Here is a 22241-nt window from a genome sequence, read left to right on the forward strand (position 1 = left end):
TTTTTTAATTAGTAAATAGGTAGCGGGCCATTTTTTGATCGTGACCATAAATGTCATCCCGAAAATTAATTTCGCCTTTACTATCTACCCAGGCTGTGAAATAACCTACAAATACCGGCACGGGATTTTTTATCGTTACATATAATTCTTCTGTGCTGTCCATCGCCTCATCAATTTTTTCCGGGGTCCAGGGTGGTTGGTTTCGAAGCACCCATTTGGCCATCCTGCCTGGTTCCTGGATCCTTATACAGCCATGGCTGAAAGCCCTTGAACTTTCTTCAAACAATGATTTGGTTGGCGTATCGTGGAGATAAATATTAAAGCTGTTGGGAAAAACAAATTTTACTTTCCCCAGCGCATTCCATGGTCCTGGAAGTTGTCTCACGCCGCCATTATACCATTCCATATGATTTTTCCACAGGTAATTACTGTTGCGGCGAATAGCAGGTAGCACCTCCTTTTTTAAGATACCCGGGGGTACATTCCAGTAAGGTGCAAAAACAACATATTTCATTGTTCCTGTAAAAATCACTGTTTTGTTCTGGGAGGTTCCAACCACAACGTTCATCCCAAATGAAGGCTTGCCATTTTCAAAAACCGTAAGGCGGAATTGGGGAATGTTGATCGTAATGAAATCACCCTTCGGTTGTGCCGGCACCCATCTCATGCGCTCCATATTGATCAAAATTTGCCGGATCCATTTATCAGCCGGTTGGTTTATATAACGCACAGTTTTAGTATTGGCAATGCCATCGCTTTTGATACCATGTTGTAGCTGGAATTTTGCAATAGCTTCCTGTAATGCTTCGGTATAGAGCTTACTGGTGTCCTCTGCTGCATACCTACCCAAAGCATGTAGACGCTTTTTAAGAGCTGTAATGGCAGGGTTCGAATCACCTGGCATGTATTCTTTTTTGGGAAGTGGTATCACTGGCACATCCGCTCTTTGTTTCCAATCATTATAACGCAACAAATGTTTTTTTAATAAACCATATTGTTCATTAACCGGCTCTGTATTCAATGCCTCTTTGTTCCTGTAAAATGAATCTAGTAAAGCCAAAGGATTGATGCGCCTGCGCGGAATGAACCAGTTCAGGTCGTTTTGATGCAGTCTTATATTTCCCTGGTATGCACGCCAGGCATATCTTAAAAAAGATGAACTGAATGCCATTTCAATAGCAAAACGGGTACTGTCGTTCCTTAATAATGTTGACCAATTTTTGTTACCATTATCCTGCAGGTCATTTATAAAGTGGTTAAAAACAGTGCTGTCTCCTGAATAACTTATGTAATCAGCAAGAAGGTTCTGAAAATTATATGCCTGTTCATTAAACCCTTCAGAATTGATCCATGCATATTGATAATTTCGGCCTTTATAAAAGTTGCGCAACGCATTTTCAAGTGAATCATGCCATTTGGCTTTTTCCAGGAAATGTTCAAAGGTTGTGCTATCAAAGAAAAGATCGGAGTAGGAGTTAGAAGGATTAATAGTAGTATCCCGCCTCGTCTCTTTTGCAGAAGCTGGCGCGTTTCGGCCGGAGCAATAAAGAAAGAAGGCTGTAAAGCATATAAGGCCTGCAAGAAAGAAGGGAGTGAAAACGAAAATTCTCCTGGAAAATGGAGTTTTCATAAATACATACAGGAACCGGGGAATGAAGCCCTGGTTCCTGTATGTAAAATTACAACTACTTGACAAGGCTATAGAGCCGTACTGAACATTTTATCTGCCAACTTTTGATCATGGGAATAGATATCGTCCCTGAAGTTGATCCGCCCATTGTCATCAACCCATGAGGTATAATAGGTTATGACAACTGGTACAGGTTTTTTAAGCTTCACAAATTTCTCAGTGCCACTATACATTGCTTCATTGATCTTCTCTGGAGTCCATTCAGAATTATCCTTAAGAAGGTAGTTGGCCATTTTTTCTGGGTCTGATAAACGGATGCAACCATGGCTATAGGCTCTTTTATCCTTGTCAAACAGGCTTTTGGCTGGCGTGTCATGAAAGTAAATATTGAAACTGTTGGGGAAAAGGAACTTTACTCTTCCCAAAGAGTTCTTTTCACCTGGCAACTGTCTAATCTTGGGTAGCCCATCCTCGGTACCAACCTGCTCCATATTCTGGCTAGCCAGGTAGTCAGGATTAGAGGTCATTTTTGGCAGTATCTCTTTTTCCACTATGCTCTGTGGCACATTCCAGTAAGGGCTGAAGACGATCTGGTTAAGGTCGCCGCTAAACATCATGGTATTATGTCCTTCTTTTCCAACCACTACATTCATATCAAAAGCTTTCTTTTTGCCTTCATATACATGCAGCACAAACTCCGGGATGTTTACTACTATTAATTGTCCTGAAGGTGTGGTTGGCATCCAACGCATACGACCCATATTCATAAGGATTTGTTCCACTCTTTTCAATACTGGTACATTCATGTCTTTGATCAATCCTGTTGTAACTGTGCCGGTTGGGGTATAGCCCATACGCGCCTGGTATATTCGTACTGCATTTTCAAGCGTATCATTAAACACCTGGCTGGTATCATGCCCTGCCATATCGCCTGTAATCTGCAACCGCTTTTTAATAAGTGCAACTGCGGGGCTTGAAGTTCCCTTCTTAAGCGTTTTGGTAACCCCTGTTACCTGTGGCCATCCACCTGCTTTGGCGATATTATAATATTGACCCAGTTTCACCTTTAATAGCTTATAAGGTTCATTCACATCCTCGAAATATTTATTGTCCTTATGCTTCTTATTAAGCAGGGAATCGGCTACCTGCATAATATCCTGCTTCTTATAAGGAATGAACCGTTCCATTTCCTTACGCTTCACATAACCCTTGTCAAAATTGTTCAGCATATACATTATAAAATGCTGGGTAAGTGTAAGTTCAGTATTGATGAAGGATTTATTAGAAGCACTAACAGACAGGTCTTCTTCCGCAACCAGCGCATCCATTCTCTTTTGGAGTGCCTTATCCCGCAATAGAGTATCATTTTCATATGTGGTCGCATACTCATGTAGGTTCCAAAAACCTAAAGCTTGTTCAGTTAGCCCATCTTTACTGAACCAGGCAAATTGGTAGTTACGTGTATTATAGAAACTGCGCATGCGTCGGGAAACAGAGTCACTGATCTTTTTTTCTTTAAAAAAGTTCTCCATCTGCATACTATCCAGGAAAAGACTGGAATAGGAGTTGCTCGGATTAATGCTCAGGTCTCTTTTGCTCACATTCTTCTGACCAGATGACTTGTCATCATTATTATCCTTAACTGTATCACCACCGGCATTGCTTTGGCAGGAGGCAAATAAATTTCCAAGGATAGCGGCATATACTATAAATCTCTTCATATTGTTGAGTTGTACAAACCACATGCCTTTTAAAATCACCCGGCCATAATGAGTAAGAGACCCCATCAGTGTAAAAAGTTCTGGAAAAGTGGGGAATTTTTGGGTTTGATTATAATCAATAACCAGGCTCGGCATGTTTATTTTATGGTAACATATTATGCTTGTAGGATTATTAAAACAATTCAATTACAGTTTCTTTATAAAATAAAAACCAGTCACTATGTCAAAATGTAACTTTTCAATTGATTTTACCGGAACCGCTAACGAGGTATTTAACAGAGCCAAATCGGCTGTTGAAAAGCAGGGAGGTAGTTTTTCCGGTACGGCTGACAATGGCAGCTTCTCTATTAATGTTTTTGGAAATATTAGTGGAACTTATAATGTTTCGGGTCAGCAATTGCAAATTTCTATAGAAGAAAAACCTATCATGATTCCTTGCGCTGCCATCGAAAATGCGCTCAAAAGCCAGATAGGGTAAGGGAAAGGTAAAAGTCAAAATTTAAAAGTAAAAACCTGGGATTTTATAAACTCTTATTTTCTAAATATATAGGCTACTTATCACCTCTTAGGCTAAAGGGAACAGGCCTGAAGATTGAATAGGGCAAACGACCTTATTAACAATAAACCTACTTTTCCTGATTTGGAGCTCTTGTGCTTATATAGATATGATAAATGCTTGCGGCCAAATATCCCTGTGGTTGTGATCACAAGTACCTTTATTAGAGAGGCAAGCTTTTCCTTCAAAAAAAGGTTTAAAGTTCAACTTTTAACTGGTTAAAGGCTAACATCTCCTATTTATATTCCATTAATAAACCATAGATGAGCTGAGGATATCCCGACTCTATAAGAGTCGGCTTATCGTCGGCTTATCCTCGGGATATCCTCGGGATATCTATGGCTTATCTCTACCCCTGGTTACCTTTTATAGGGGCACTGGTAATTCCATAATAAGTAGATAGTTTTTAAGCCTTAACAATAAGGGTTATATTGGGTCCTAAGGGTTTCGCAATCAAATTGCAGTTTGTACCATAAATTAATTTGAAAGGATCCCCTAAAAGCTGAGAATTTATACACGGAATTCATATTACGTAATAAAATAATTCTTCCTAATTGTCAAAATCTTGGGAAAATCACTGTAAGGGGCTATTATCTTGTATATTGTATTGGCAGATTAACGGTGTGCCCTTACCTTTGCAGCCGAAATTGAAAACCACCTCTTTTTAACCCAGTTTTCAATTTAAAATCTTCTTTTAAAAGCTATATATGGCAAAAGTTGGTAAGGTAAAACAAATCATTGGCGCAGTTGTGGATGTTCAGTTCCATGGCAGCCTTCCGGAAATTTATAATGCATTGGAAATAAAAAGGGACAATGGCGATACCCTGGTTCTCGAGGTGCAAAATCACCTGGGAGAAGACAGTGTTCGTACTATTGCCATGGACGGTACTGAAGGCCTGACCCGTGGAGTTGATGTGGTTGATACAGGTTCGGCTATAAAAATGCCTGCCAGTGACCAGATCAAAGGCCGTTTGTTCAATGTAACCGGTGATCCAATTGATGGTTTGCCTGCCGTATCTAAGGTGAATGGCCGACCTATTCATGCTAAGCCACCAGCATTTGAAAATCTTTCTACAGCTACAGAGATATTATTTACCGGTATTAAAGTTATTGACCTGATCGAGCCATACTCCAAAGGTGGTAAGATCGGTCTGTTTGGTGGAGCTGGTGTAGGTAAAACAGTATTGATCCAGGAACTGATTAACAATATCGCCAAGGCTTATGCAGGTGTTTCTGTATTTGCTGGTGTGGGTGAAAGAACCCGCGAGGGAAATGACCTGATGCGTGAAATGATCGAAGCAGGTATCATGAACTATGGCGAAGCTTTCAAGCATAGCATGGAAGAAGGTGGATGGGACCTGAGCAAGGTGAACATGGATGAACTGGCTGAATCAAAAGCTACCTTCGTTTTCGGACAGATGAATGAGCCACCCGGAGCCCGTGCCCGTGTTGCCCTTTCTGGTTTGACCATTGCTGAATACTATCGTGATGGGGATGGCACAGGTAAAGGCCGTGATATCCTTTTCTTCGTTGATAATATCTTCCGTTTCACACAGGCAGGTTCAGAGGTGTCAGCCCTTTTAGGTCGTATGCCTTCAGCGGTGGGATACCAGCCAACGCTGGCCACTGAAATGGGATTGATGCAAGAGCGTATCACATCCACTAAAAACGGATCTATTACATCTGTGCAGGCAGTATATGTTCCTGCGGATGACCTTACCGATCCAGCCCCGGCAACAACCTTTGCCCACCTTGATGCTACTACCGTATTATCACGTAAGATTGCTGACTTAGGAATTTACCCTGCTGTGGATCCACTGGATTCTACTTCACGTATCCTTATGCCATCTGTAGTAGGTGATGCCCATTACAATTGTGCTAACCGTGTAAAGCTGATCTTACAGCGTTATAAAGAACTGCAGGATATCATTGCTATCCTTGGTTTGGATGAATTGAGTGATGAAGATAAACTCACAGTATCCCGTGCCAGGAAAGTACAGCGTTTCTTATCTCAACCTTTCCACGTGGCAGAAGCCTTTACAGGTCTGAAGGGTGTATTGGTTCCGATTGAAGAAACAATACGTGGTTTCAACATGATCATGGACGGTGAAGTGGATGAATATCCTGAAGCAGCATTTAACCTTGTTGGCTCTATTGATGATGCCATTGAAAAAGGTAAGAAACTGATGGCGCAGGCGCAGGGATAAAATAAGTTTATAGTTTGTAGTTTATGGTTTATAGTTGGGCGTAAAAGCTATATGTTTTTTCTCTTTACACCTGCTAACCTTAAACAGTGATAAATGGTTGGAGACAGGCAGCCATAGAAAAAAATAAGAAACCAGATTCAGATCATGACTTTAGAAATATTGACCCCAGATAGAAAGTTATTCAGTGGTGAGGTCTTTGGTGTGCAAATGCCAGGAATCAGTGGCTCATTTGAAGTACTGGACCGGCACGCTCCATTGGTTAGTGCTTTAAAAGCAGGACGCCTGAAAGTGTTACGCGATAAGCAGAACCATACTGCCAGTTATGACATCCAGGGTGGATTTGTGGAAGTATTGAATAATAAGGTTACTGTTTTAGTAGAAGGGGCCATAATTATTGAATAAAAAATATCCCTTCTCTTATAAATTTTTTAAAAGCTCCTTCAACAGGAGCTTTTTCTTTTTTATTTCATGCCCATTCCTAGTGGCAGACCCATCAATAGTAAGTACTATGGCATATTCATTGCCAAAGTATTAGGACTATCAATACATAATTATGAAAATCGCACAAATTGCACCGCTTTATGAGGCAGTACCACCTAAGTTATATGGAGGTACGGAAAGAGTGGTGCACTTCCTGACTGAAGAACTGGTCCGTTTAGACCATGATGTTACCTTGTTTGCATCAGGCGATTCAAAAACAAGTGCAAGACTGAGTGCCATTGTTCCTGAAGCGTTAAGACTGAAAAAGTGTGAAGATTCATTGGCACCCCATATACTCCAGATAGAAGAGGTTATGGATAGAGCAAATGAATTTGATGTTATACATTTTCATACAGATTACCTGAATTTTCCTTTTACAAACAACCTGGTCGTGCCTCATGTTACTACACTTCATGGTAAATTGAGTATTCCAGAACTGCAGCCTTTATATAATAAGTATCGGCATCAACCAGTAATATCAATTTCGAATAGCCAGCGCCAGCCTTTGCCCCAGGCTAACTGGGTAGGTAATGTCCATCATGGGTTGCCTTGCAATTTATTCAGGCCGGGAAAAGGCAAGGGGGAATACCTGGCTTTTTTAGGAAGAGTTTCGCCCGAGAAAGGTTTGGAAAATGCTATAGCCATAGCTATCGCTGCGGGGATACCTTTAAAAGTTGCAGCCAAGATAGATAAAGCTGATAAGGAATATTATGAAGAAAATATCCGGGAGCTTTTTGAGCATCCTTTAGTGGAATATGTTGGTGAGGTCAATGAAAAGAAAAAGGAAAAGTTCCTGGGAAATGCAATGGCGTTATTATTCCCGATAAACTGGGAAGAGCCATTTGGGATGGTATTGATCGAAGCTATGGCTTGTGGTACACCAGTAATAGCTTTCAATAGAGGCTCAGTGCCAGAGATCATTGAAGACGGTCAAAATGGCTTTGTTGTTTCTACTAAAAAACAAGCGATCAGGGCCTTGGATCAATTGCATAAAATTGACAGAATGGTGGTGCGCCATTCATTTGAAGAAAAGTTTTCTTCAGCCAGGATGGCCAATGACTATGTAAGGATTTATGAAAAACTTGCAGAGAAAACCAGGTCCAAGGTCAAATCTATTTATCCTTTAGGCGAAAGAAAACTTTCTGCTATTTAAACCAGTAGTTATGTTTCCAAAAACGACAGTTTCAACAGAAGAAGACAAATTTCATATAGGTGGGGATATTATTTATGTTGATGACCGTACCAGGGTACTCAATCATTTTGATACATTCGGCATTTTTGATCAATGGGGTGACATTCACCCGCATGCAAGAAAGCTTCATGGGATCTATCATGAGGGTACACGTTTTTTGAACAGGCTGGAATTGCGCATCAATGGACAAAAACCCTTGTTATTAAGTTCTGCTATTAAAGAAAACAACCAGGTACTTTCAGTAGATCTTACCAACCCGGCTTTCTCCGATTGTAATATGCCAGAGAACACAGTGCATATTTCACGCAGCCAGTTTATCAGGAATGGTGTGTTTTATGAAGAGATCTTACTGGCCAATTATGGTCCAACCAGTTGTGCCCTGAATCTTAGTTTGCAATTTGGAAGCGATTTTAAAGACTTGTTTGAAATTCGGGGAATTGAAAGGAAATCAAAACAACCAAAGTGCGAGCTTCTTCCAGGGGATGAGAAGATAGTATTTGAGTACAAAGGATTGGATGACATTACCCGGCGTGCAGAAGTGAAATTTGAAGATACAGGATACCAAATCAAAAGGAATCTTTGCCTCTATACACTTGAACTGGAACCACAGGAAGTGCAACAAATCCATTATTCCATATTCTTTAATGCAGGTGATAGTGAACTGGAAACTATTAAATACACCGAAGTAAAAAATGCAATACGTGAAGAGCAACAAACTGCTCATCGCATATTTGCTGATATCGTTACTTCCAATGAACAATTCAATCATTGGGTATCGCGATCAAAAGCGGACCTGCTTTCATTGCTTTCGCAAACACGCTATGGAATGTATCCGTATGCAGGGGTGCCCTGGTATAACACAGCCTTTGGCAGGGATGGTATCATTACTGCCATGGAAACATTGTGGCTGGCACCGGAGATCAGCAAGAATGTATTGTTATTCCTGGCGCAGCTACAAGCCCGGGAAGTGATACCAGAAAAAGATGCAGAGCCGGGCAAGATATTACACGAGACTCGATCAGGCGAAATGGCCAATACGGGGGAAGTGCCATTTGGTAAATATTATGGAACGATCGACGCTACGCCACTGTTTGTGATGCTGGCAGGCATGTATTACGAAAGAACTCATGACAGGGAAACAATAGTGGAGATTTGGCCTAACATCAAAATGGCTTTATTCTGGATAGATGAATACGGCGATATCGACAAAGATGGTTTTGTAGAATACATACATAAATCTGAGAATGGTTTAACCAACCAGGGATGGAAAGATTCTCATGATTCTGTTATGTATGAAAATGGTGATCTGTGTGAACCACCAATAGCCTTATGCGAAGTGCAGGGATATGTATATGCTGCAAAAAAATATGGTTCTTTACTGGCTGGCATCTTTGATGAAAATGAATTGTCTGGAAAGCTTTCCACTGAAGCCGGGAATCTCAAAAAACAATTCAATGAAAATTTCTGGGATTCTGAATTAGGATGCTATGTACTGGCACTTGATGGAAATAAAAAGCCTTGCAGGGTAATATCTTCAAATGCTGGTCAATGTTTATTTACAGGCATTGTAGATGAAGATAAAGCCCGGATGCTCACTGATACATTAATGAATGCGAATATGTTCAGTGGGTGGGGCATAAGAACATTGGCAGATGGTGAAAAAAGATATAATCCTATGTCGTACCACAACGGATCCATCTGGCCTCATGATAATGCATTGATTGCTTACGGACTTTCCTTGTACGGATTCCAGGAAGAATCTTTACGCATCATGAATGCTTTGTTTGATGCTTCCTTGTTCATCGATCTTCAGAGATTGCCTGAACTTTATTGTGGTTTTGTAAGAAAGGCCAATGAAGGACCAACTGCCTACCCGGTAGCTTGTTCACCACAGGCATGGTCGGTGACAGTCTTGTTTATGCTATTGCAGTCTTGTTTGAAGATCAGTATCAATGCAAGCACAAAAACCATTGTTTTTGATAAGCCCGATCTTCCTGCTTACCTGGAGAAGATCCACGTTTCTAAACTTATGGTAGGCGAGCATGAATTAAGTTTTGATGCATACCGCCATGAATTTGATATTGGTTTCAATGTTATACAAAAACCTCCCGGATGGGAAGTGATCATCAAGAAATAATACAAAAGCCCATTTTCATGGGCTTTATATTTTATTAGAATAAATTAACTTATGATTTAACAACCAGGGTCCCGGCCATTTTATCGTGAAGTGTTTGTTTCTTATCATCCCACAACATCATCAGGTATCCTATACACAGGATAATAGCAGATACATATTTTCCAAAAAAACGCCCGCTTGCATTGGCAAAGCTGATACGCTGACCATTCATATCAGTAACCTTCAATCCTAAGGCTCTTTTGCCTAATGTAGCCTGGTTCTCGCTGGATTCAAGAAAAGCACTATATAGCCAATTGATAAGAATGCTAACCATATAACTTGAAATATTATCCATCATATATTGCAAAATATAGGTTGGTATAATCAGGATGAAACCATCAAGTAGTGCTGCTGCAAATCGTTCCCAAAAGCTTCCATATACAATATTATGCTGTGGGAAAAGATCTGTAGTGGGGGGTTCAGAGGTGTAGTTTTGGTAATCCATTATAAAATGTTTTAACTAAGAAAAGAATTCTTTTTTAAAACATAAAGTAAAAATAAAAGATATTTAATTCAACTGGGGATCTATAGGAAAATTGATCATCATTTCATATTCACCGCCAAGGTGTTTTAAGGAATCCTTCCAAATCTCTTCGGCATTGGAATGGAATACAAGATTCCTGACTGCCTCTACTGTAAGCCATGTTTTTTCATTCATTTCTGTTTGTAATTGACCAGAACTCCAGCCAGAATACCCTATATAAAAACGGATCTTTTCAGGATCGGCTTTACCCTTATTAATGAGATCCACAACTGCGTCAAAGTCTCCACCCCAGAAAATTCCTTTTAATACTTCCACTCCACCTGGTATTTCTTCCGGATAACGGTGAAGAAAATGTATAGTGTTCATCTGCACCGGCCCTCCATAGTAAACGGGCAACTTATGACCTTCCACTTCGGGGATCAATTCATCCAGCGTGTTTTCATACTGGCGATTTAATACAAAACCGATAGTACCATCTTCACGGTGTTCGGTTAAAAAAACAACAGTGCGCATGAAGTTGGGATCTTTCAAAAAAGGGTCGGCTATTAATAATACTCCTGTTGCTGGCTGTACCATACGCTAACAATATGTGTTAAATATAATCCATAACAAACTTATGCCAACGCGAATGAGGAGCACATCAATATTTTTGCAATAGCGATTTTTTTCGCCATCTTGCTGTTAGTGAAAAGAATATTCCCCATCATATTAGTTTTAATAACGGTTTCTTTATTAGGGATCATATTTATCCAGTTGTCCTGGTTAAATAACATGGTTGCGCTCAGAAAGGACCAGGTAGAACAAAAAGTGGAAGAAATTGCTAAACAGGTAGGTGAGGACCTTGCCCAGTATAAATCTGCCCCTCTGCCCAATAGCTCCAAACCTTTTCCGGACCTCAATAACTTTTCTCTTGATTTTCCGAAAAATTATAATGTAAGCCAGCGCCTGACCACCCAGGAATTATACGATAAGATCAGGTCAACTTTTGTGGCGCAGAAAATAGAGAACATTCCATTTGAATTTGCCCTTGTTACACTTAAGAACGATGCTATTGGACAAATAGAAAGACAGTCAAATAATTTTACTACCTGGTATGAGGATTCTGCCAATTACTATCCTAAAGTTTTTCCTGTAGTCCCTCTCAGCGCTTCTGCTGCTGAAAACCTTGCTGCAGATGAATGGATCATTATTGTTGTGCCCAACGTAACGGATATTGTTTATAAAAGTTTACGAATGCCCATTGTAATAGCTATTTTGTTTACCCTGGTTATTTGTGCAGCTTTTTACCTTACCATTCATACCATGTTGCGTCAGAAAAAAGTAAGTGAAATCAAGAACGATTTCATAAATAATATGACGCATGAATTTAAGACACCTATTGCCACCATTTCACTAGCGGTAGATGCCATCAGGAATGAAAAAGTACAGAGAGATACCCAAAAACTATCTTACTTCAGCGAGATCATAAAGGAAGAGAATCAACGCATGAACCGGCAGGTGGAAACCATACTTAAATCAGCATTGATGGACAGGCAGGAGGTACAATTAAATGTAAAGCCACTGCATATTCATACCATTATAAGGGACGTTGCGGATAACTTTATGCTGCGTCTTCAGGAGAAGCAAGGCACTTTGGAATTAAACCTGGAGGCACCAAATGATTTGATTGAAGGTGATGAAGTGCATATGTCAAACCTTATCAATAACCTGATGGATAATGCAGTTAAATATTCGAAGGATAATGTCCCGCCTAAAATATGTATTACCACCAACTCCAATCAAAAGAAGTTCATAATAAAAATTGAAGACAATGGTATAGGGATGACAAGAGAAACCGTTAAGCGGATATTTGAAAAATTCTACCGGGCACATACCGGGAATATCCACAATGTGAAAGGATTTGGCCTGGGTCTGAGTTATGTGAAAACTGTTGTGGAAGGACATGAAGGAACTATCAAGGCAGATAGTACGCCTGGCAAAGGCAGTTGTTTCACAATAGAACTTCCATTAAAACAGCCATAAGCAATATCAATATCCCTAAGGACCAATAATTGCTTTAAGATTTACAGCTTTAGTATTTTATCTCCAAAGCAAACTGCTGTCACCATAACTTAAAAACCGGTAATTGTTCTGCAATGCATGGGAATAAACTTTTTTCCAGTTATCTCCAATGAATGCTGCAATCAGAAGTAATAGGGTGGAGTGAGGTTGATGAAAGTTAGTGATCAATCCGTGGGCTACTTTAAATTGATAACCAGGGATAATTATAAGGCTTGTCCGGCAATGCAGTTCAGTAACTGCATGCTCATTCATCCACTGTAACAAATATTCGAAACTTTCTTTGGCTGGTATATTTGGCAACTGTTCATCAATAGCATATGCTTCCCATTGATCAAGCATTAGCTCTGCATTGGGAGATAATTTTAACTTCAGACTGATCCAGTAAAGGCTTTCCAGGGTTCTAAGTGAGGTGGTCCCGGTAGCAATAATCTTAGCTGCTTTTATAAGTTCTTCTATCACTTGTTTTTTTACACTGAATGGTTCAGCATGCATGCTGTGGCCAGCTATAGTAGCCGATTTCACAGGTTTAAACGTTCCGGCACCTACATGCAATGTTATATAGTCATAAGCCACATTTCTTTCTTTTAATTGCTGAAATGTATTTTGAGTAAAATGCAAAGCTGCTGTCGGGGCTGCTACTGATCCTTCCTGTTCACTAAAAACTGTTTGATATCGTTCCCAATCTAATTTTTCCGCCTTTCTTTTAATATAGGGTGGTAATGGAATGGCCCCGGTTTCATGAAGTACTTCAACAAAAGAAGCTGCAGCATTATTCCAGCTAAATTCTATGAGAAAATAATCTTCTCTTTTTTCGATATAACGGGCTGTTAATATATAACCTGAATTTTCCCCGATGGGTTTGGTAAGTAACTGACCAGGTTTCCATTTAGAGGCACCACCAATTAGGCATTTCCATATAATTTTCTCATGCTGCTGCATGGCCTGTTCAATAGATAATTCATAAGGCTCGAGACAAAATAACTCTATTGTCGCCCCTGTATCTTTCTGAAATAAAAGCCGTGCTTCTATTACCCTTGTATTGTTTAGTATTAATGTGGAGCCCGGTTCAATATAAGAAGGTAATTGATGGAATACCGAGTCTATAATTTTCCCTTTCTCATAAATCAAAAGTTTTGAGTCGTCCCTGTTTAACAAAGGCACCTCTGCAATATTAGCTGAAGGGAGCTCATAGTTATAATCGCTGATATAGACTGTTTCTGGTGAAATTTTCATGCGCTATACTTGGGTATTCACAATTGGAAAATGATGATATGCACAGGCTTATTCAGGTTTAAATTAGGTTATCCACAGTTCATCCACACTGTTTTTGCTCAAAAACAATTTTTTCGGGGTAAAACCCTTGTTCCGTCTGGCTTTTATAGGTTTTAAACATGTGGAAAAATTAACTAAACGAAAAATGCTATGGCAAAGTGGGAAAAAGTGTTATTTTGTGTTAAATGAGCTCCATTCTTCCAAACCATTGATAATGACAGGTTTTCTAGGTGAATTCGAAGCTACTCTGGACACAAAAGGTCGCTTTCTCCTACCTGCAGGCTTAAAAAAGCAACTGCCGGAAGGCGAAAATACACGTTTTGTTATCAACAGGGGATTCGAGAAATGCCTGAGCTTGTATCCTTTACAAAGCTGGGAGCCACTTTTTGCCCGTATCAGCAGTTTGGATGATTTTGACCCTGATGTGAGAAAGTTCAGAAGGTTCTTTTTAAATGGAGCTATTGAAGTTGAGCTTGATTCTGCAGGAAGGCTTTTAATGCCGCCCAACCTAAAGGAATATGCCGAATTGTCGAAAGATATAGTTCTGGCTTCTGCGGTGGATAAAATAGAAATCTGGTCTACTGAAAACTATAATAAGTTCTTTGAATCCTATTCGCCTAGTGATTTTAGTTCTCTGGCGCAGCAGGTAATGGTAAAGAAAACAGAAAAAGAACAGGGGAGTTAACAATTTATGTTACCGGTTAAAACACCCTGTTCAAAATGAATGAAGCCTACCATATACCTGTTTTGCTGGATGAGGTGATTGAAAACCTCAACATTAAGCCTAATGGAATATATGTCGATTGCACATTTGGTGGCGGCGGACATTCCAGGATGATTTTGGAAAAGTTGGGAGAGAATGGCCGTTTAGTAGCCTTTGACCAAGATGCTGATGCCAGGAAAAATGTGCCTGCGGATGATCGTGTGCTGTTTGTACCACAAAATTTCAGACATCTCCAACGATTTTTAAAGCTTAATGGGATAGAAAAGGTAGACGGTCTGCTGGCGGATCTTGGAGTAAGCAGTCACCAGTTTGATGAAGGGGAAAGAGGTTTTTCAACCCGTTACGATGCTCCGATGGATATGCGGATGGATCAGCGGCAGACAAAAACGGCTTACGACGTAGTCAGTGAGTATAGCGAGCAGCAATTACACAAGTTATTTGAACAATACGGTGAGGTGACCAATGCAAAAACGCTGGCAAGGACCATTGTTGAGGTGAGAAAAACCACATCTCTTAAAACCATAAATGGTTTTAAGGCAGGAGTGAGTGGCGTGGTAAAGGGAAATCCGAACAAATATTTCGCCCAGGTTTTCCAGGCCTTGCGCATAGAAGTGAATGATGAAATGGGTGCATTAAAGGAATTACTGGTGCAATTGCCAGTTGTTTTAAAGCCAGGGGCAAGGGTAGCAATTATCACCTTTCATTCAATTGAAGACAGGTTGGTGAAAGTGTATTTCAGGGACAACAGTTTTGACCTTTCGGAAGACAACCCTTTTACGATGAGTGAAAAGGAAGTAACCCTGAAACCGGTGAATAAAAAACCAATCGTGGCTTCGCAACAAGAGTTGAAAAGGAATCCAAGATCCAGGAGTGCCAAGCTAAGGGTGGCAGAAAGGGTTTGAAGTAAAAAGATAAATTAAAAAGAAGGAGAGATTCAATACTCGCCTCCTTTAAATAAATAAAGAGTGGTCATTTAATGGCCAATGAAATTATTAAATGATGCCAGAAATAAAGAAAGGAAAAGAAAAGAAGTACCGCTGGAAAAAATGGTTGAATTATCAATCCATTGTAAAGCAGGTTCCTTTTTTCGTTTTCCTGGCTTTATTAGCGGTTGTGTATATCTATAACGGGCATTATGCAGACAAGACCATCAGGGAGATCAACAAAACAAGCAAAGAATTGAAAGAACTCCAGTATGAATACAAATCTGTAAAAGGGGATGTTTTATTCAGGAGTAAACAAAGTGAATTGATAGAAGCGGTAAAGCCTTTAGGATTAAAAGAGCTAACCGTGGAACCAATGATATTAATTGATAGCAGTAACTAATTAAAACCAATTCCGTAACAACGGTCCCAACTGAAAGAGTGGAGATAAAACGCGACATACTATGGAGGGTGTACTTAAGCTTTCTTGGCGTAGTACTGCTGAGTTTCATAGTGTTAGGTCGTGCATTTTACATTCAGAACGTGGAGGGTGACCATTGGCGCAGCATGTCAGACAGCATGCACCAGCGCTTTGTGGAACTGGACGCAGAAAGGGGTACTATTTACAGTGAAGATGGCCAGATGTTAAGTACATCTGTTCCTTATTTTGACCTATACATGGATTTTGGTGCAGATGGACTTCGTGAAAAGAACGGTAAAAGATTTAAAGACAACCTTGATTCATTTGCAATATCGCTATCGGGTATGTTCCCCGACAAAACCTCCTCAGAATATAAGAAAGAATTAAAGCAGGCATACAATACTAAAGACCGGTATTACCTGATAAAAAAAGGTTTGTCGTTTGAAGAGTACAAAGAATTTCGTGCTTTCCCCTTAGTAAGATTGGGCAGAAATAAAAGTGGCATCATTGCTGAAGTTAAAAGCAGGCGATTGAATCCTTTTGGCTTACTGGCAAAAAGAACTATTGGCCTTTCAAGGGATAATGCCCAGAATGTTGGCCTGGAAAGAAGATTTGATAGCTTGTTGAAAGGAACTACAGGTAAAAGACTGGTTCGCTTTATTGCAGGTGGGGCAGCCGTGCCTGTGGAAGGATATGAAATAGATCCTGAAAACGGAAGGGATGTTATAACGACTTTAGATATCCAGATGCAGGATATCGTTGAATCAGCATTAATGAAAATGATGGTTCAAAGTGCTTCCCAGTATGGCACGTGCCTGGTAATGGAAACCAAAACCGGAAAGATCAAGGCTATTGCCAACCTGGGAAGAGATAAAAATGGTGATTATGGTGAAAACCTGAACTATGCACTTCAAACTACCGAACCAGGATCTACTATTAAGCTGGCTACACTATTAGCAGTTTTGGATCATGGAACTTCCAGGATCACTGACCTTGTAGAGGTTGGATCTACTGGCAGTGCCTATGTTGGTGTAAGAAATGTGAACGATGCAGAACGGGCTCCCAAGCCTGTTATGACCGTTAGGGAATGCTTTGCACACAGTTCTAATGTAGGTATGAGCAAAATAGCCTACAAGGCTTTTGCCAGTGAGCCAGACCTATACAAAAACTATCTACACAAGTTTCATTTAGATAAAAGGACTGGTATTGACCTGGTGGGTGAAGATGCACCTGTATTACCTCGTTTGAAACGTAATAAAGAAGGTCTTCATGCTATGATCACTGCCAGCTTTGGATATGCTATCGAAGTTAGTCCCCTGCACACTTTAATGTTATACAATGCCATAGCCAATAATGGAAAGATGATGAAGCCATACCTGGTGAACCGCATCCGCAACAATGGCGTTACTGTAAAAGAGTTTGAACCAACGGTACTTGATGAAGCTATTGCAAAGGAAAAAGTAGTTCAGGCAGCCCGCAACTGCATGGAGGCTGTAACTACAGAAGGTACTGCCAAAGATGTGTTCAAGGATTCTCCTTTCCCCGTTGCTGGAAAAACAGGCACGGCACACGTTGCTGGTGGAGATATCAAATATTATGATGGTGTTTACCAGGCATCATTTGTAGGCTATTTTCCTGCAGACAAACCTGAATATACATGCATTGTTCTTATTAAAACAAGTCCTCATGCCCCCATGCACTATGGAGGTCAACTGGCTGCTCCTGTATTTAAAGAGATCGCCAATAAAATATATGCTATGTATGTGCAGGGGAAAAAGGGAATGACCCTTCCTGTTACTGCTGACAGTTCAATGTTTTCTTACGCAGGTTTTACACCTGATGTAAGAAACGTGTTTGAGCAGGTCAATATGAAGCCTGTTGATTCAGCCCATAAGAACACCTGGAGCATCATATACAGCAATAATTATAAACCTGTTATTAAAGGCAATCCGGTTGTTAAAAACCAGATGCCTGACCTGTTTCATATGACCCTTAAGGACGCATTGTATGAATTGGAAAACAGGAATATGAAAGTGATAGTTAAGGGAAGAGGAAAAGTGGTAGCACAGGATATTGCTCCTGGAACCGCTATCAATAATAACCAAACAGTAACCCTGTTATTAAATTAAGTGAAGAAACTAAGCGACATATTATATAAGGTTCAAACTACTGCTCTTGCAGGAATAACCGACATGGATATTACTGATGTCCAGATCGATTCCCGCAAGGTGCAAAAAGGAACCTGTTTTATAGCTGTAAAAGGTGCTGCTGCTGATGGGCATTTATTTATTTCCCGCGCCATTGAATCCGGTGCAGTTGCTATTGTATGCGAAGTGCTACCTGCTGAGAGGAACGAAGACGTAACATATGTTCAGACAACCAGCAGTGCAGAAGCTGCAGGATTGATAGCTCATAATTTCTATGACAGCCCAACAAACAGGATAAAGCTGGTAGGAGTAACCGGAACTAACGGGAAAACCACAATTGCAACATTATTATATAGGCTTTTCAATGCTCTTGGTTATAAATGTGGCCTTGTAAGTACGGTAGAAAATATTATTGCAGGCACCATCATTCCTTCCACGCATACGACACCTGATGCCATCAGCTTGAATTCATTGTTGAAGCAAATGGCAGATGAGGGTTGCGATTTTGTTTTTATGGAAGTCAGTTCTCATGCCATTCACCAGAAAAGAATAGCAGGATTGCAATTTGCAGGCGGGATATTCAGCAATATCACACATGATCATCTTGATTATCACCAGACTTTTGATGAATATATAAGAGTTAAGAAAGCGTTTTTTGATGGACTGCCTGCACAGGCTTTTGCCATCACTAACCTTGATGATAAAAGAGGGGCTGTGATGTTGCAAAACACAGCTGCTAAAAAGCTTACTTACAGCCTTCGCACTGTAGCTGACTTTAAAGGAAAGATCCTGGAGAACAGTCTTACAGGATTAGTTATGGTCATCAATGAGCAGGAAGTGCATTTCAGGTTGATAGGGGAGTTTAATGCGTACAACCTGCTGGCTGTCTTTGGAGCCGCTATAAGTCTGGGGGAAGATAAATCGCAAGTACTGCTGGCGCTGAGTAACCTGACCGGGGCAGAAGGCCGGTTTGACTATATCATTTCAGCAAAGGATAAAATAATAGGGATTGTAGATTATGCCCACACACCCGATGCATTGGTGAATGTATTGGATACCATTAAAAAATTAAAGAAAGGATATGAGAACGTGATCACTGTAGTTGGTTGCGGGGGTGACAGGGATAAGACAAAAAGACCGGTTATGGGCCAGGTGGCATGCGACAATAGTGATAAAGTAGTTTTTACGAGCGATAATCCACGTAGTGAAGAACCTGAAGCCATATTGAAAGATATGGAAGCAACACTTAGTACCGCAGCCAGGCGCAAGTACATAGCTATAGCAGACAGGAAGCAAGCTATAAAGACTGCAATAAGCATGGCGCAACCGGAGGATATTGTGTTGATTGCCGGAAAAGGTCATGAAAAATACCAGGATATCAAAGGTGTTAAACATCACTTTGATGATAAGGAAGTATTAGTGGAAATGTTTGAATTGTTGGATAAATAAATAACGATAAATAAATAATAAATAAAATGCTGTATCACTTTTTTGAATGGTTAAGAGCTGAGAATGTACACTTCCCGGGAAGTGAGCTATTCCGCTTCATCACCTTCAGGGTGTTAATGGCAGTTATTTTATCCTTATTCATCACAACCATTTTTGGTAAGAAGTTGATTAACTACCTGGTTAAGAAACAAGTTGGTGAATCTGTAAGAGATCTTGGTTTGCAGGGAGAGCAGCAAAAAAAGGGAACACCAACAATGGGTGGCATCATAATCATCCTTGCCATATTGATTCCAACATTGTTACTGGCAGATCTGAGCAAGGTGTATGTACGCCTTATGATATTCTGTACGCTTTGGTTGGGCGCCATAGGCTTTATTGACGATTACCTGAAACTGAAAGCAAAAAAGATGGCTCAGCTTAAAGGAGTAGGCTATAAAAAAACAGATGCTGATGGATTGGCAGGCCGCTTTAAAATATTTGGACAGGTAATGCTTGGGATCGTTGTAGGGGCTACATTATATTTTAATCCTAATGTAAAGATCTGGAGAGAATACCAGGGCGTGCCAACAGCCAACGATACTACAGTAATTACCAAAAGGGTTAATGAAAAGGATAAATATTTTGTTCCGGCCAAATCATTTGTTACGACCATTCCATTTGTAAAAGGCCACGAATTCAATTATGGCAAGTTATTACCCGCAGGTTTGCGTGATTACACCTGGGTGTTATATATTCTGATTGTCATTTTCATTGTTACGGCAGTATCCAATGGAGCAAACATAACAGATGGAATTGATGGCCTGGCAACAGGGACATCTGCTATTATGAGCGCCTGTCTTGGCATTTTCGCTTATGCAAGCGGCAGTCTTGTCTTTGCAGATTACCTGAATATAATGTACATACCCAACCTGGGCGAATTGTCCATATTCATAGGCGCAATGATAGGTGCCTGTGTAGGCTTCCTTTGGTACAATGCATATCCTGCACAGGTATTTATGGGAGATACAGGAAGTCTAACCCTTGGTGGACTGATAGCTGCCATAGCCATAATTGTTCATAAAGAATTGCTGATACCAATTATATGCGGAGTGTTCCTGGTAGAGAACCTGAGTGTGATGATCCAGGTAAGTTATTTCAAATACACTAAAAAGAAATATGGTGAAGGAAGAAGGATCTTTTTAATGAGTCCGCTTCATCACCATTATCAAAAGTTGGGATATCATGAGTCCAAGATTGTTACCCGTTTTTGGATCGTCACCATATTGTGTTTTGTGTTATCAATAGTAACATTAAAACTCAGGTAAGAGATTTCTGAAAAACCACCTAGAGGACTATGAAAAACCAGGATGTCCGCCAGATCATTAAGTTGCGAACAAATGTAATGCTGATGAAAAACCATTTCTTCCGTACACTGTAGAAATCAATGATGGGAAAACGTTTGGTCATATTAGGAGGTGGGGAAAGTGGAGTAGGTGCGGCCTTGCTTGGAAAGAAGGAAGGCTATGAGGTAGTGTTAATGGATGAAAGTTCTTTGAAAGATGTTTATCGTAATGAGTTGCAAAAGGCCGGAATTGATTTCCTGGAGAAAGAAATTAACAAGGAAAGACTATTCAGTGCAGATGAAGTTGTAAAAAGCCCTGGTATCCCTGAAAAGAATGAGTGGGTAAAAGCTTTAAGGCAAAAAGGAATTGCCATAATCAGTGAGATAGAACTTGCATACCGCCATAAAGGCAATAGCAGGATAGTGGCAATTACAGGAAGCAATGGTAAATCAACAACAACTTCACTCATCTATCACATTTGCATGCATGCAGGATTGGATTGTGCGTTGGTTGGCAATATTGGATATTCATTTGCCCGTCAGGTGGCCGAAGATCCAAAGCAATGGTATGTAGCGGAGATCAGTTCATTTCAACTGGACGACATTCTAACATTCAGGCCAGACATAGCGGTGCTGCTGAATATCACTGAAGATCATTTAGACAGGTATGATTACCAGTTTGAAAAGTACATACGGAGTAAGTTCAGAATTACGATAAACCAACAACCATCAGATCATTTTATCTACAATTTAGATGATGAAGTGATCAAGAATTATATAGAAAGAAATAAGATTAACTCAATTCAATTACCAATCAGTATGAAGCAGAAAGTTGAAAAAGGCGGGTACATAAAGGACGACCAGATGCATGTGAATGTTTCTGGCGATGAGCAGCAAATGAGCATTTATGATTTTGCCTTGAAGGGTAAACACAATCAATTTAATACAATGGCAGCAAGTGTGGCGGGCGCAACCATGGATATTCGCAAGAATAAGATCCGGGAAGCTGTGCAAACTTTTGAGAATCTTGAACACCGTATGGAATCTGTTGCAACTGTAAGGGGTGTTGAGTTTATTAATGACAGTAAGGCAACCAACGTTAATTCTACCTGGTATGCCCTGGAAAGTATGACAAAACCTACTATCCTGGTACTTGGTGGTGTTGATAAAGGGAATGACTATACACTGATAACCGAACTGGTGAAAGAAAAAGTAAAGGCTATTGTTTGTATGGGCCTTGACAATAAAAAGATCCATGAGGCATTTGACGATGTGGTAAAAGTGGTTGATACAGATAATGCCAGTGATGCTGTAAGGAGTTCTTATTCCCTGGCGCAGCCTGGAGATATCGTTTTATTGAGTCCTGCCTGTGCTTCTTTCGATCTTTTTAAGAATTATGAAGACAGGGGCAGGCAGTTTAAGGATGCTGTTAGAGATCTATGATCTGCTTAAGAAAAAAGATATGGTAATTGAATGA

The 22241-nt window shown here is 40.2% G+C and carries 18 protein-coding genes; 13 read left to right on the forward strand and 5 right to left on the reverse strand.

The genetic code is table 11. The features are described 5' to 3' along the window. Positions 1 to 4: 4 nt before the first annotated feature. Positions 5 to 1696: a L,D-transpeptidase family protein gene (locus tag BUA53_RS14655; protein WP_217653005.1), complete on the reverse strand. Its 1692-nt coding sequence runs from the start codon at positions 1694 to 1696 to the stop codon at positions 5 to 7. 2 nt (positions 1697 to 1698) lie between these two features. Next, entirely contained in the window at positions 1699 to 3351 is a 1653-nt protein-coding gene (locus tag BUA53_RS14660; RefSeq protein ID WP_072836221.1) for a L,D-transpeptidase family protein, read from the reverse strand. Positions 3352 to 3571: 220 nt separating this feature from the next. Here BUA53_RS14660 and BUA53_RS14665 point away from each other — a divergent pair, with 220 nt between their 5' ends. The 5 genes from BUA53_RS14665 (at position 3572) to BUA53_RS14685 (ending at position 9923) form a co-directional block, all read left to right on the forward strand. After that, positions 3572 to 3829: a hypothetical protein gene (locus BUA53_RS14665; RefSeq protein ID WP_072836140.1), complete on the forward strand. Its 258-nt coding sequence runs from the start codon at positions 3572 to 3574 to the stop codon at positions 3827 to 3829. Between the two features lie 785 nt (positions 3830 to 4614). Further along, complete coding sequence (gene atpD / locus BUA53_RS14670; protein ID WP_072836141.1) at positions 4615 to 6114, forward strand: F0F1 ATP synthase subunit beta; 1500 nt, start codon at positions 4615 to 4617, stop codon at positions 6112 to 6114. A gap of 144 nt (positions 6115 to 6258) precedes the next feature. Continuing rightward, positions 6259 to 6516: an ATP synthase F1 subunit epsilon gene (atpC, locus tag BUA53_RS14675; RefSeq protein ID WP_072836142.1), complete on the forward strand. Its 258-nt coding sequence runs from the start codon at positions 6259 to 6261 to the stop codon at positions 6514 to 6516. A 151-nt stretch (positions 6517 to 6667) separates the two neighbouring features. Beyond that, the gene (locus BUA53_RS14680; RefSeq protein WP_072836143.1) at positions 6668 to 7747 is read left to right on the forward strand and encodes a glycosyltransferase family 4 protein; all 1080 of its coding nucleotides are present in this window, start codon (positions 6668 to 6670) and stop codon (positions 7745 to 7747) included. Between the two features lie 10 nt (positions 7748 to 7757). Further along, positions 7758 to 9923: an amylo-alpha-1,6-glucosidase gene (locus tag BUA53_RS14685; protein ID WP_072836144.1), complete on the forward strand. Its 2166-nt coding sequence runs from the start codon at positions 7758 to 7760 to the stop codon at positions 9921 to 9923. A 49-nt stretch (positions 9924 to 9972) separates the two neighbouring features. Here BUA53_RS14685 and BUA53_RS14690 read toward each other — a convergent pair whose 3' ends face one another. Continuing rightward, positions 9973 to 10407, reverse strand: a complete 435-nt coding sequence (locus BUA53_RS14690; protein WP_084080102.1) for an RDD family protein — start codon at positions 10405 to 10407, stop codon at positions 9973 to 9975. A gap of 63 nt (positions 10408 to 10470) precedes the next feature. Then, positions 10471 to 11022: a YqgE/AlgH family protein gene (locus BUA53_RS14695; RefSeq protein ID WP_072836145.1), complete on the reverse strand. Its 552-nt coding sequence runs from the start codon at positions 11020 to 11022 to the stop codon at positions 10471 to 10473. A 108-nt stretch (positions 11023 to 11130) separates the two neighbouring features. Between BUA53_RS14695 and BUA53_RS14700 the strand changes: the two genes are divergently transcribed. Next, positions 11131 to 12468, forward strand: a complete 1338-nt coding sequence (locus BUA53_RS14700; protein WP_072836223.1) for a sensor histidine kinase — start codon at positions 11131 to 11133, stop codon at positions 12466 to 12468. A gap of 57 nt (positions 12469 to 12525) precedes the next feature. Here the strand turns inward: BUA53_RS14700 and BUA53_RS14705 are convergent, their stop codons facing one another. Next, complete coding sequence (locus tag BUA53_RS14705) at positions 12526 to 13740, reverse strand: S-adenosylmethionine:tRNA ribosyltransferase-isomerase (protein ID WP_072836146.1); 1215 nt, start codon at positions 13738 to 13740, stop codon at positions 12526 to 12528. A gap of 253 nt (positions 13741 to 13993) precedes the next feature. Here BUA53_RS14705 and mraZ point away from each other — a divergent pair, with 253 nt between their 5' ends. The 7 genes from mraZ to murD all read left to right on the forward strand — a co-directional run bounded on the left by mraZ (position 13994) and on the right by murD (position 22207). Next, on the forward strand, positions 13994 to 14464 hold the full coding sequence (gene mraZ, locus BUA53_RS14710) for a division/cell wall cluster transcriptional repressor MraZ (protein WP_072836147.1): 471 nt from the start codon (positions 13994 to 13996) through the stop codon (positions 14462 to 14464). Positions 14465 to 14499: 35 nt separating this feature from the next. Beyond that, a complete protein-coding gene (gene rsmH / locus BUA53_RS14715) occupies positions 14500 to 15405 on the forward strand; it encodes a 16S rRNA (cytosine(1402)-N(4))-methyltransferase RsmH (RefSeq protein WP_072836148.1) in 906 nt (301 codons plus the stop codon). A 94-nt stretch (positions 15406 to 15499) separates the two neighbouring features. After that, a complete protein-coding gene (locus BUA53_RS14720) occupies positions 15500 to 15829 on the forward strand; it encodes an FtsL-like putative cell division protein (protein WP_245793158.1) in 330 nt (109 codons plus the stop codon). Between the two features lie 38 nt (positions 15830 to 15867). Further along, complete coding sequence (locus tag BUA53_RS14725) at positions 15868 to 17976, forward strand: penicillin-binding protein (RefSeq protein ID WP_072836149.1); 2109 nt, start codon at positions 15868 to 15870, stop codon at positions 17974 to 17976. Further along, positions 17977 to 19443: a UDP-N-acetylmuramoyl-L-alanyl-D-glutamate--2,6-diaminopimelate ligase gene (locus BUA53_RS14730; RefSeq protein ID WP_072836150.1), complete on the forward strand. Its 1467-nt coding sequence runs from the start codon at positions 17977 to 17979 to the stop codon at positions 19441 to 19443. A gap of 26 nt (positions 19444 to 19469) precedes the next feature. Beyond that, positions 19470 to 20747 (forward strand): phospho-N-acetylmuramoyl-pentapeptide-transferase, encoded by a 1278-nt coding sequence (mraY, locus tag BUA53_RS14735; protein ID WP_072836151.1) that lies wholly within the window; start codon positions 19470 to 19472, stop codon positions 20745 to 20747. Positions 20748 to 20866: 119 nt separating this feature from the next. Continuing rightward, on the forward strand, positions 20867 to 22207 hold the full coding sequence (murD, locus tag BUA53_RS14740) for a UDP-N-acetylmuramoyl-L-alanine--D-glutamate ligase (RefSeq protein ID WP_245793160.1): 1341 nt from the start codon (positions 20867 to 20869) through the stop codon (positions 22205 to 22207). Positions 22208 to 22241: the final 34 nt, after the last annotated feature.

This window comes from Flavisolibacter ginsengisoli DSM 18119 (assembly GCF_900129295.1).
Classification (GTDB): domain Bacteria; phylum Bacteroidota; class Bacteroidia; order Chitinophagales; family Chitinophagaceae; genus Flavisolibacter; species Flavisolibacter ginsengisoli.

What these genes read in the sequence shown, in the direction of transcription:
- BUA53_RS14660 (WP_072836221.1), bottom strand. Translation starts at nt 3,351, where the DNA reads ATGAAGAGATTTATAGTATATGCCGCTATCCTTGGAAATTTATTTGCC.
- BUA53_RS14665 (WP_072836140.1), top strand. Translation starts at nt 3,572, where the DNA reads ATGTCAAAATGTAACTTTTCAATTGATTTTACCGGAACCGCTAACGAG.
- atpD (WP_072836141.1), top strand. Translation starts at nt 4,615, where the DNA reads ATGGCAAAAGTTGGTAAGGTAAAACAAATCATTGGCGCAGTTGTGGAT.
- atpC (WP_072836142.1), top strand. Translation starts at nt 6,259, where the DNA reads ATGACTTTAGAAATATTGACCCCAGATAGAAAGTTATTCAGTGGTGAG.
- BUA53_RS14680 (WP_072836143.1), top strand. Translation starts at nt 6,668, where the DNA reads ATGAAAATCGCACAAATTGCACCGCTTTATGAGGCAGTACCACCTAAG.
- BUA53_RS14685 (WP_072836144.1), top strand. Translation starts at nt 7,758, where the DNA reads ATGTTTCCAAAAACGACAGTTTCAACAGAAGAAGACAAATTTCATATA.
- BUA53_RS14690 (WP_084080102.1), bottom strand. Translation starts at nt 10,407, where the DNA reads ATGGATTACCAAAACTACACCTCTGAACCCCCCACTACAGATCTTTTC.
- BUA53_RS14695 (WP_072836145.1), bottom strand. Translation starts at nt 11,022, where the DNA reads ATGGTACAGCCAGCAACAGGAGTATTATTAATAGCCGACCCTTTTTTG.
- BUA53_RS14705 (WP_072836146.1), bottom strand. Translation starts at nt 13,740, where the DNA reads ATGAAAATTTCACCAGAAACAGTCTATATCAGCGATTATAACTATGAG.
- mraZ (WP_072836147.1), top strand. Translation starts at nt 13,994, where the DNA reads ATGACAGGTTTTCTAGGTGAATTCGAAGCTACTCTGGACACAAAAGGT.
- rsmH (WP_072836148.1), top strand. Translation starts at nt 14,500, where the DNA reads ATGAATGAAGCCTACCATATACCTGTTTTGCTGGATGAGGTGATTGAA.
- BUA53_RS14720 (WP_245793158.1), top strand. Translation starts at nt 15,500, where the DNA reads ATGATGCCAGAAATAAAGAAAGGAAAAGAAAAGAAGTACCGCTGGAAA.
- mraY (WP_072836151.1), top strand. Translation starts at nt 19,470, where the DNA reads ATGCTGTATCACTTTTTTGAATGGTTAAGAGCTGAGAATGTACACTTC.
- murD (WP_245793160.1), top strand. Translation starts at nt 20,867, where the DNA reads ATGATGGGAAAACGTTTGGTCATATTAGGAGGTGGGGAAAGTGGAGTA.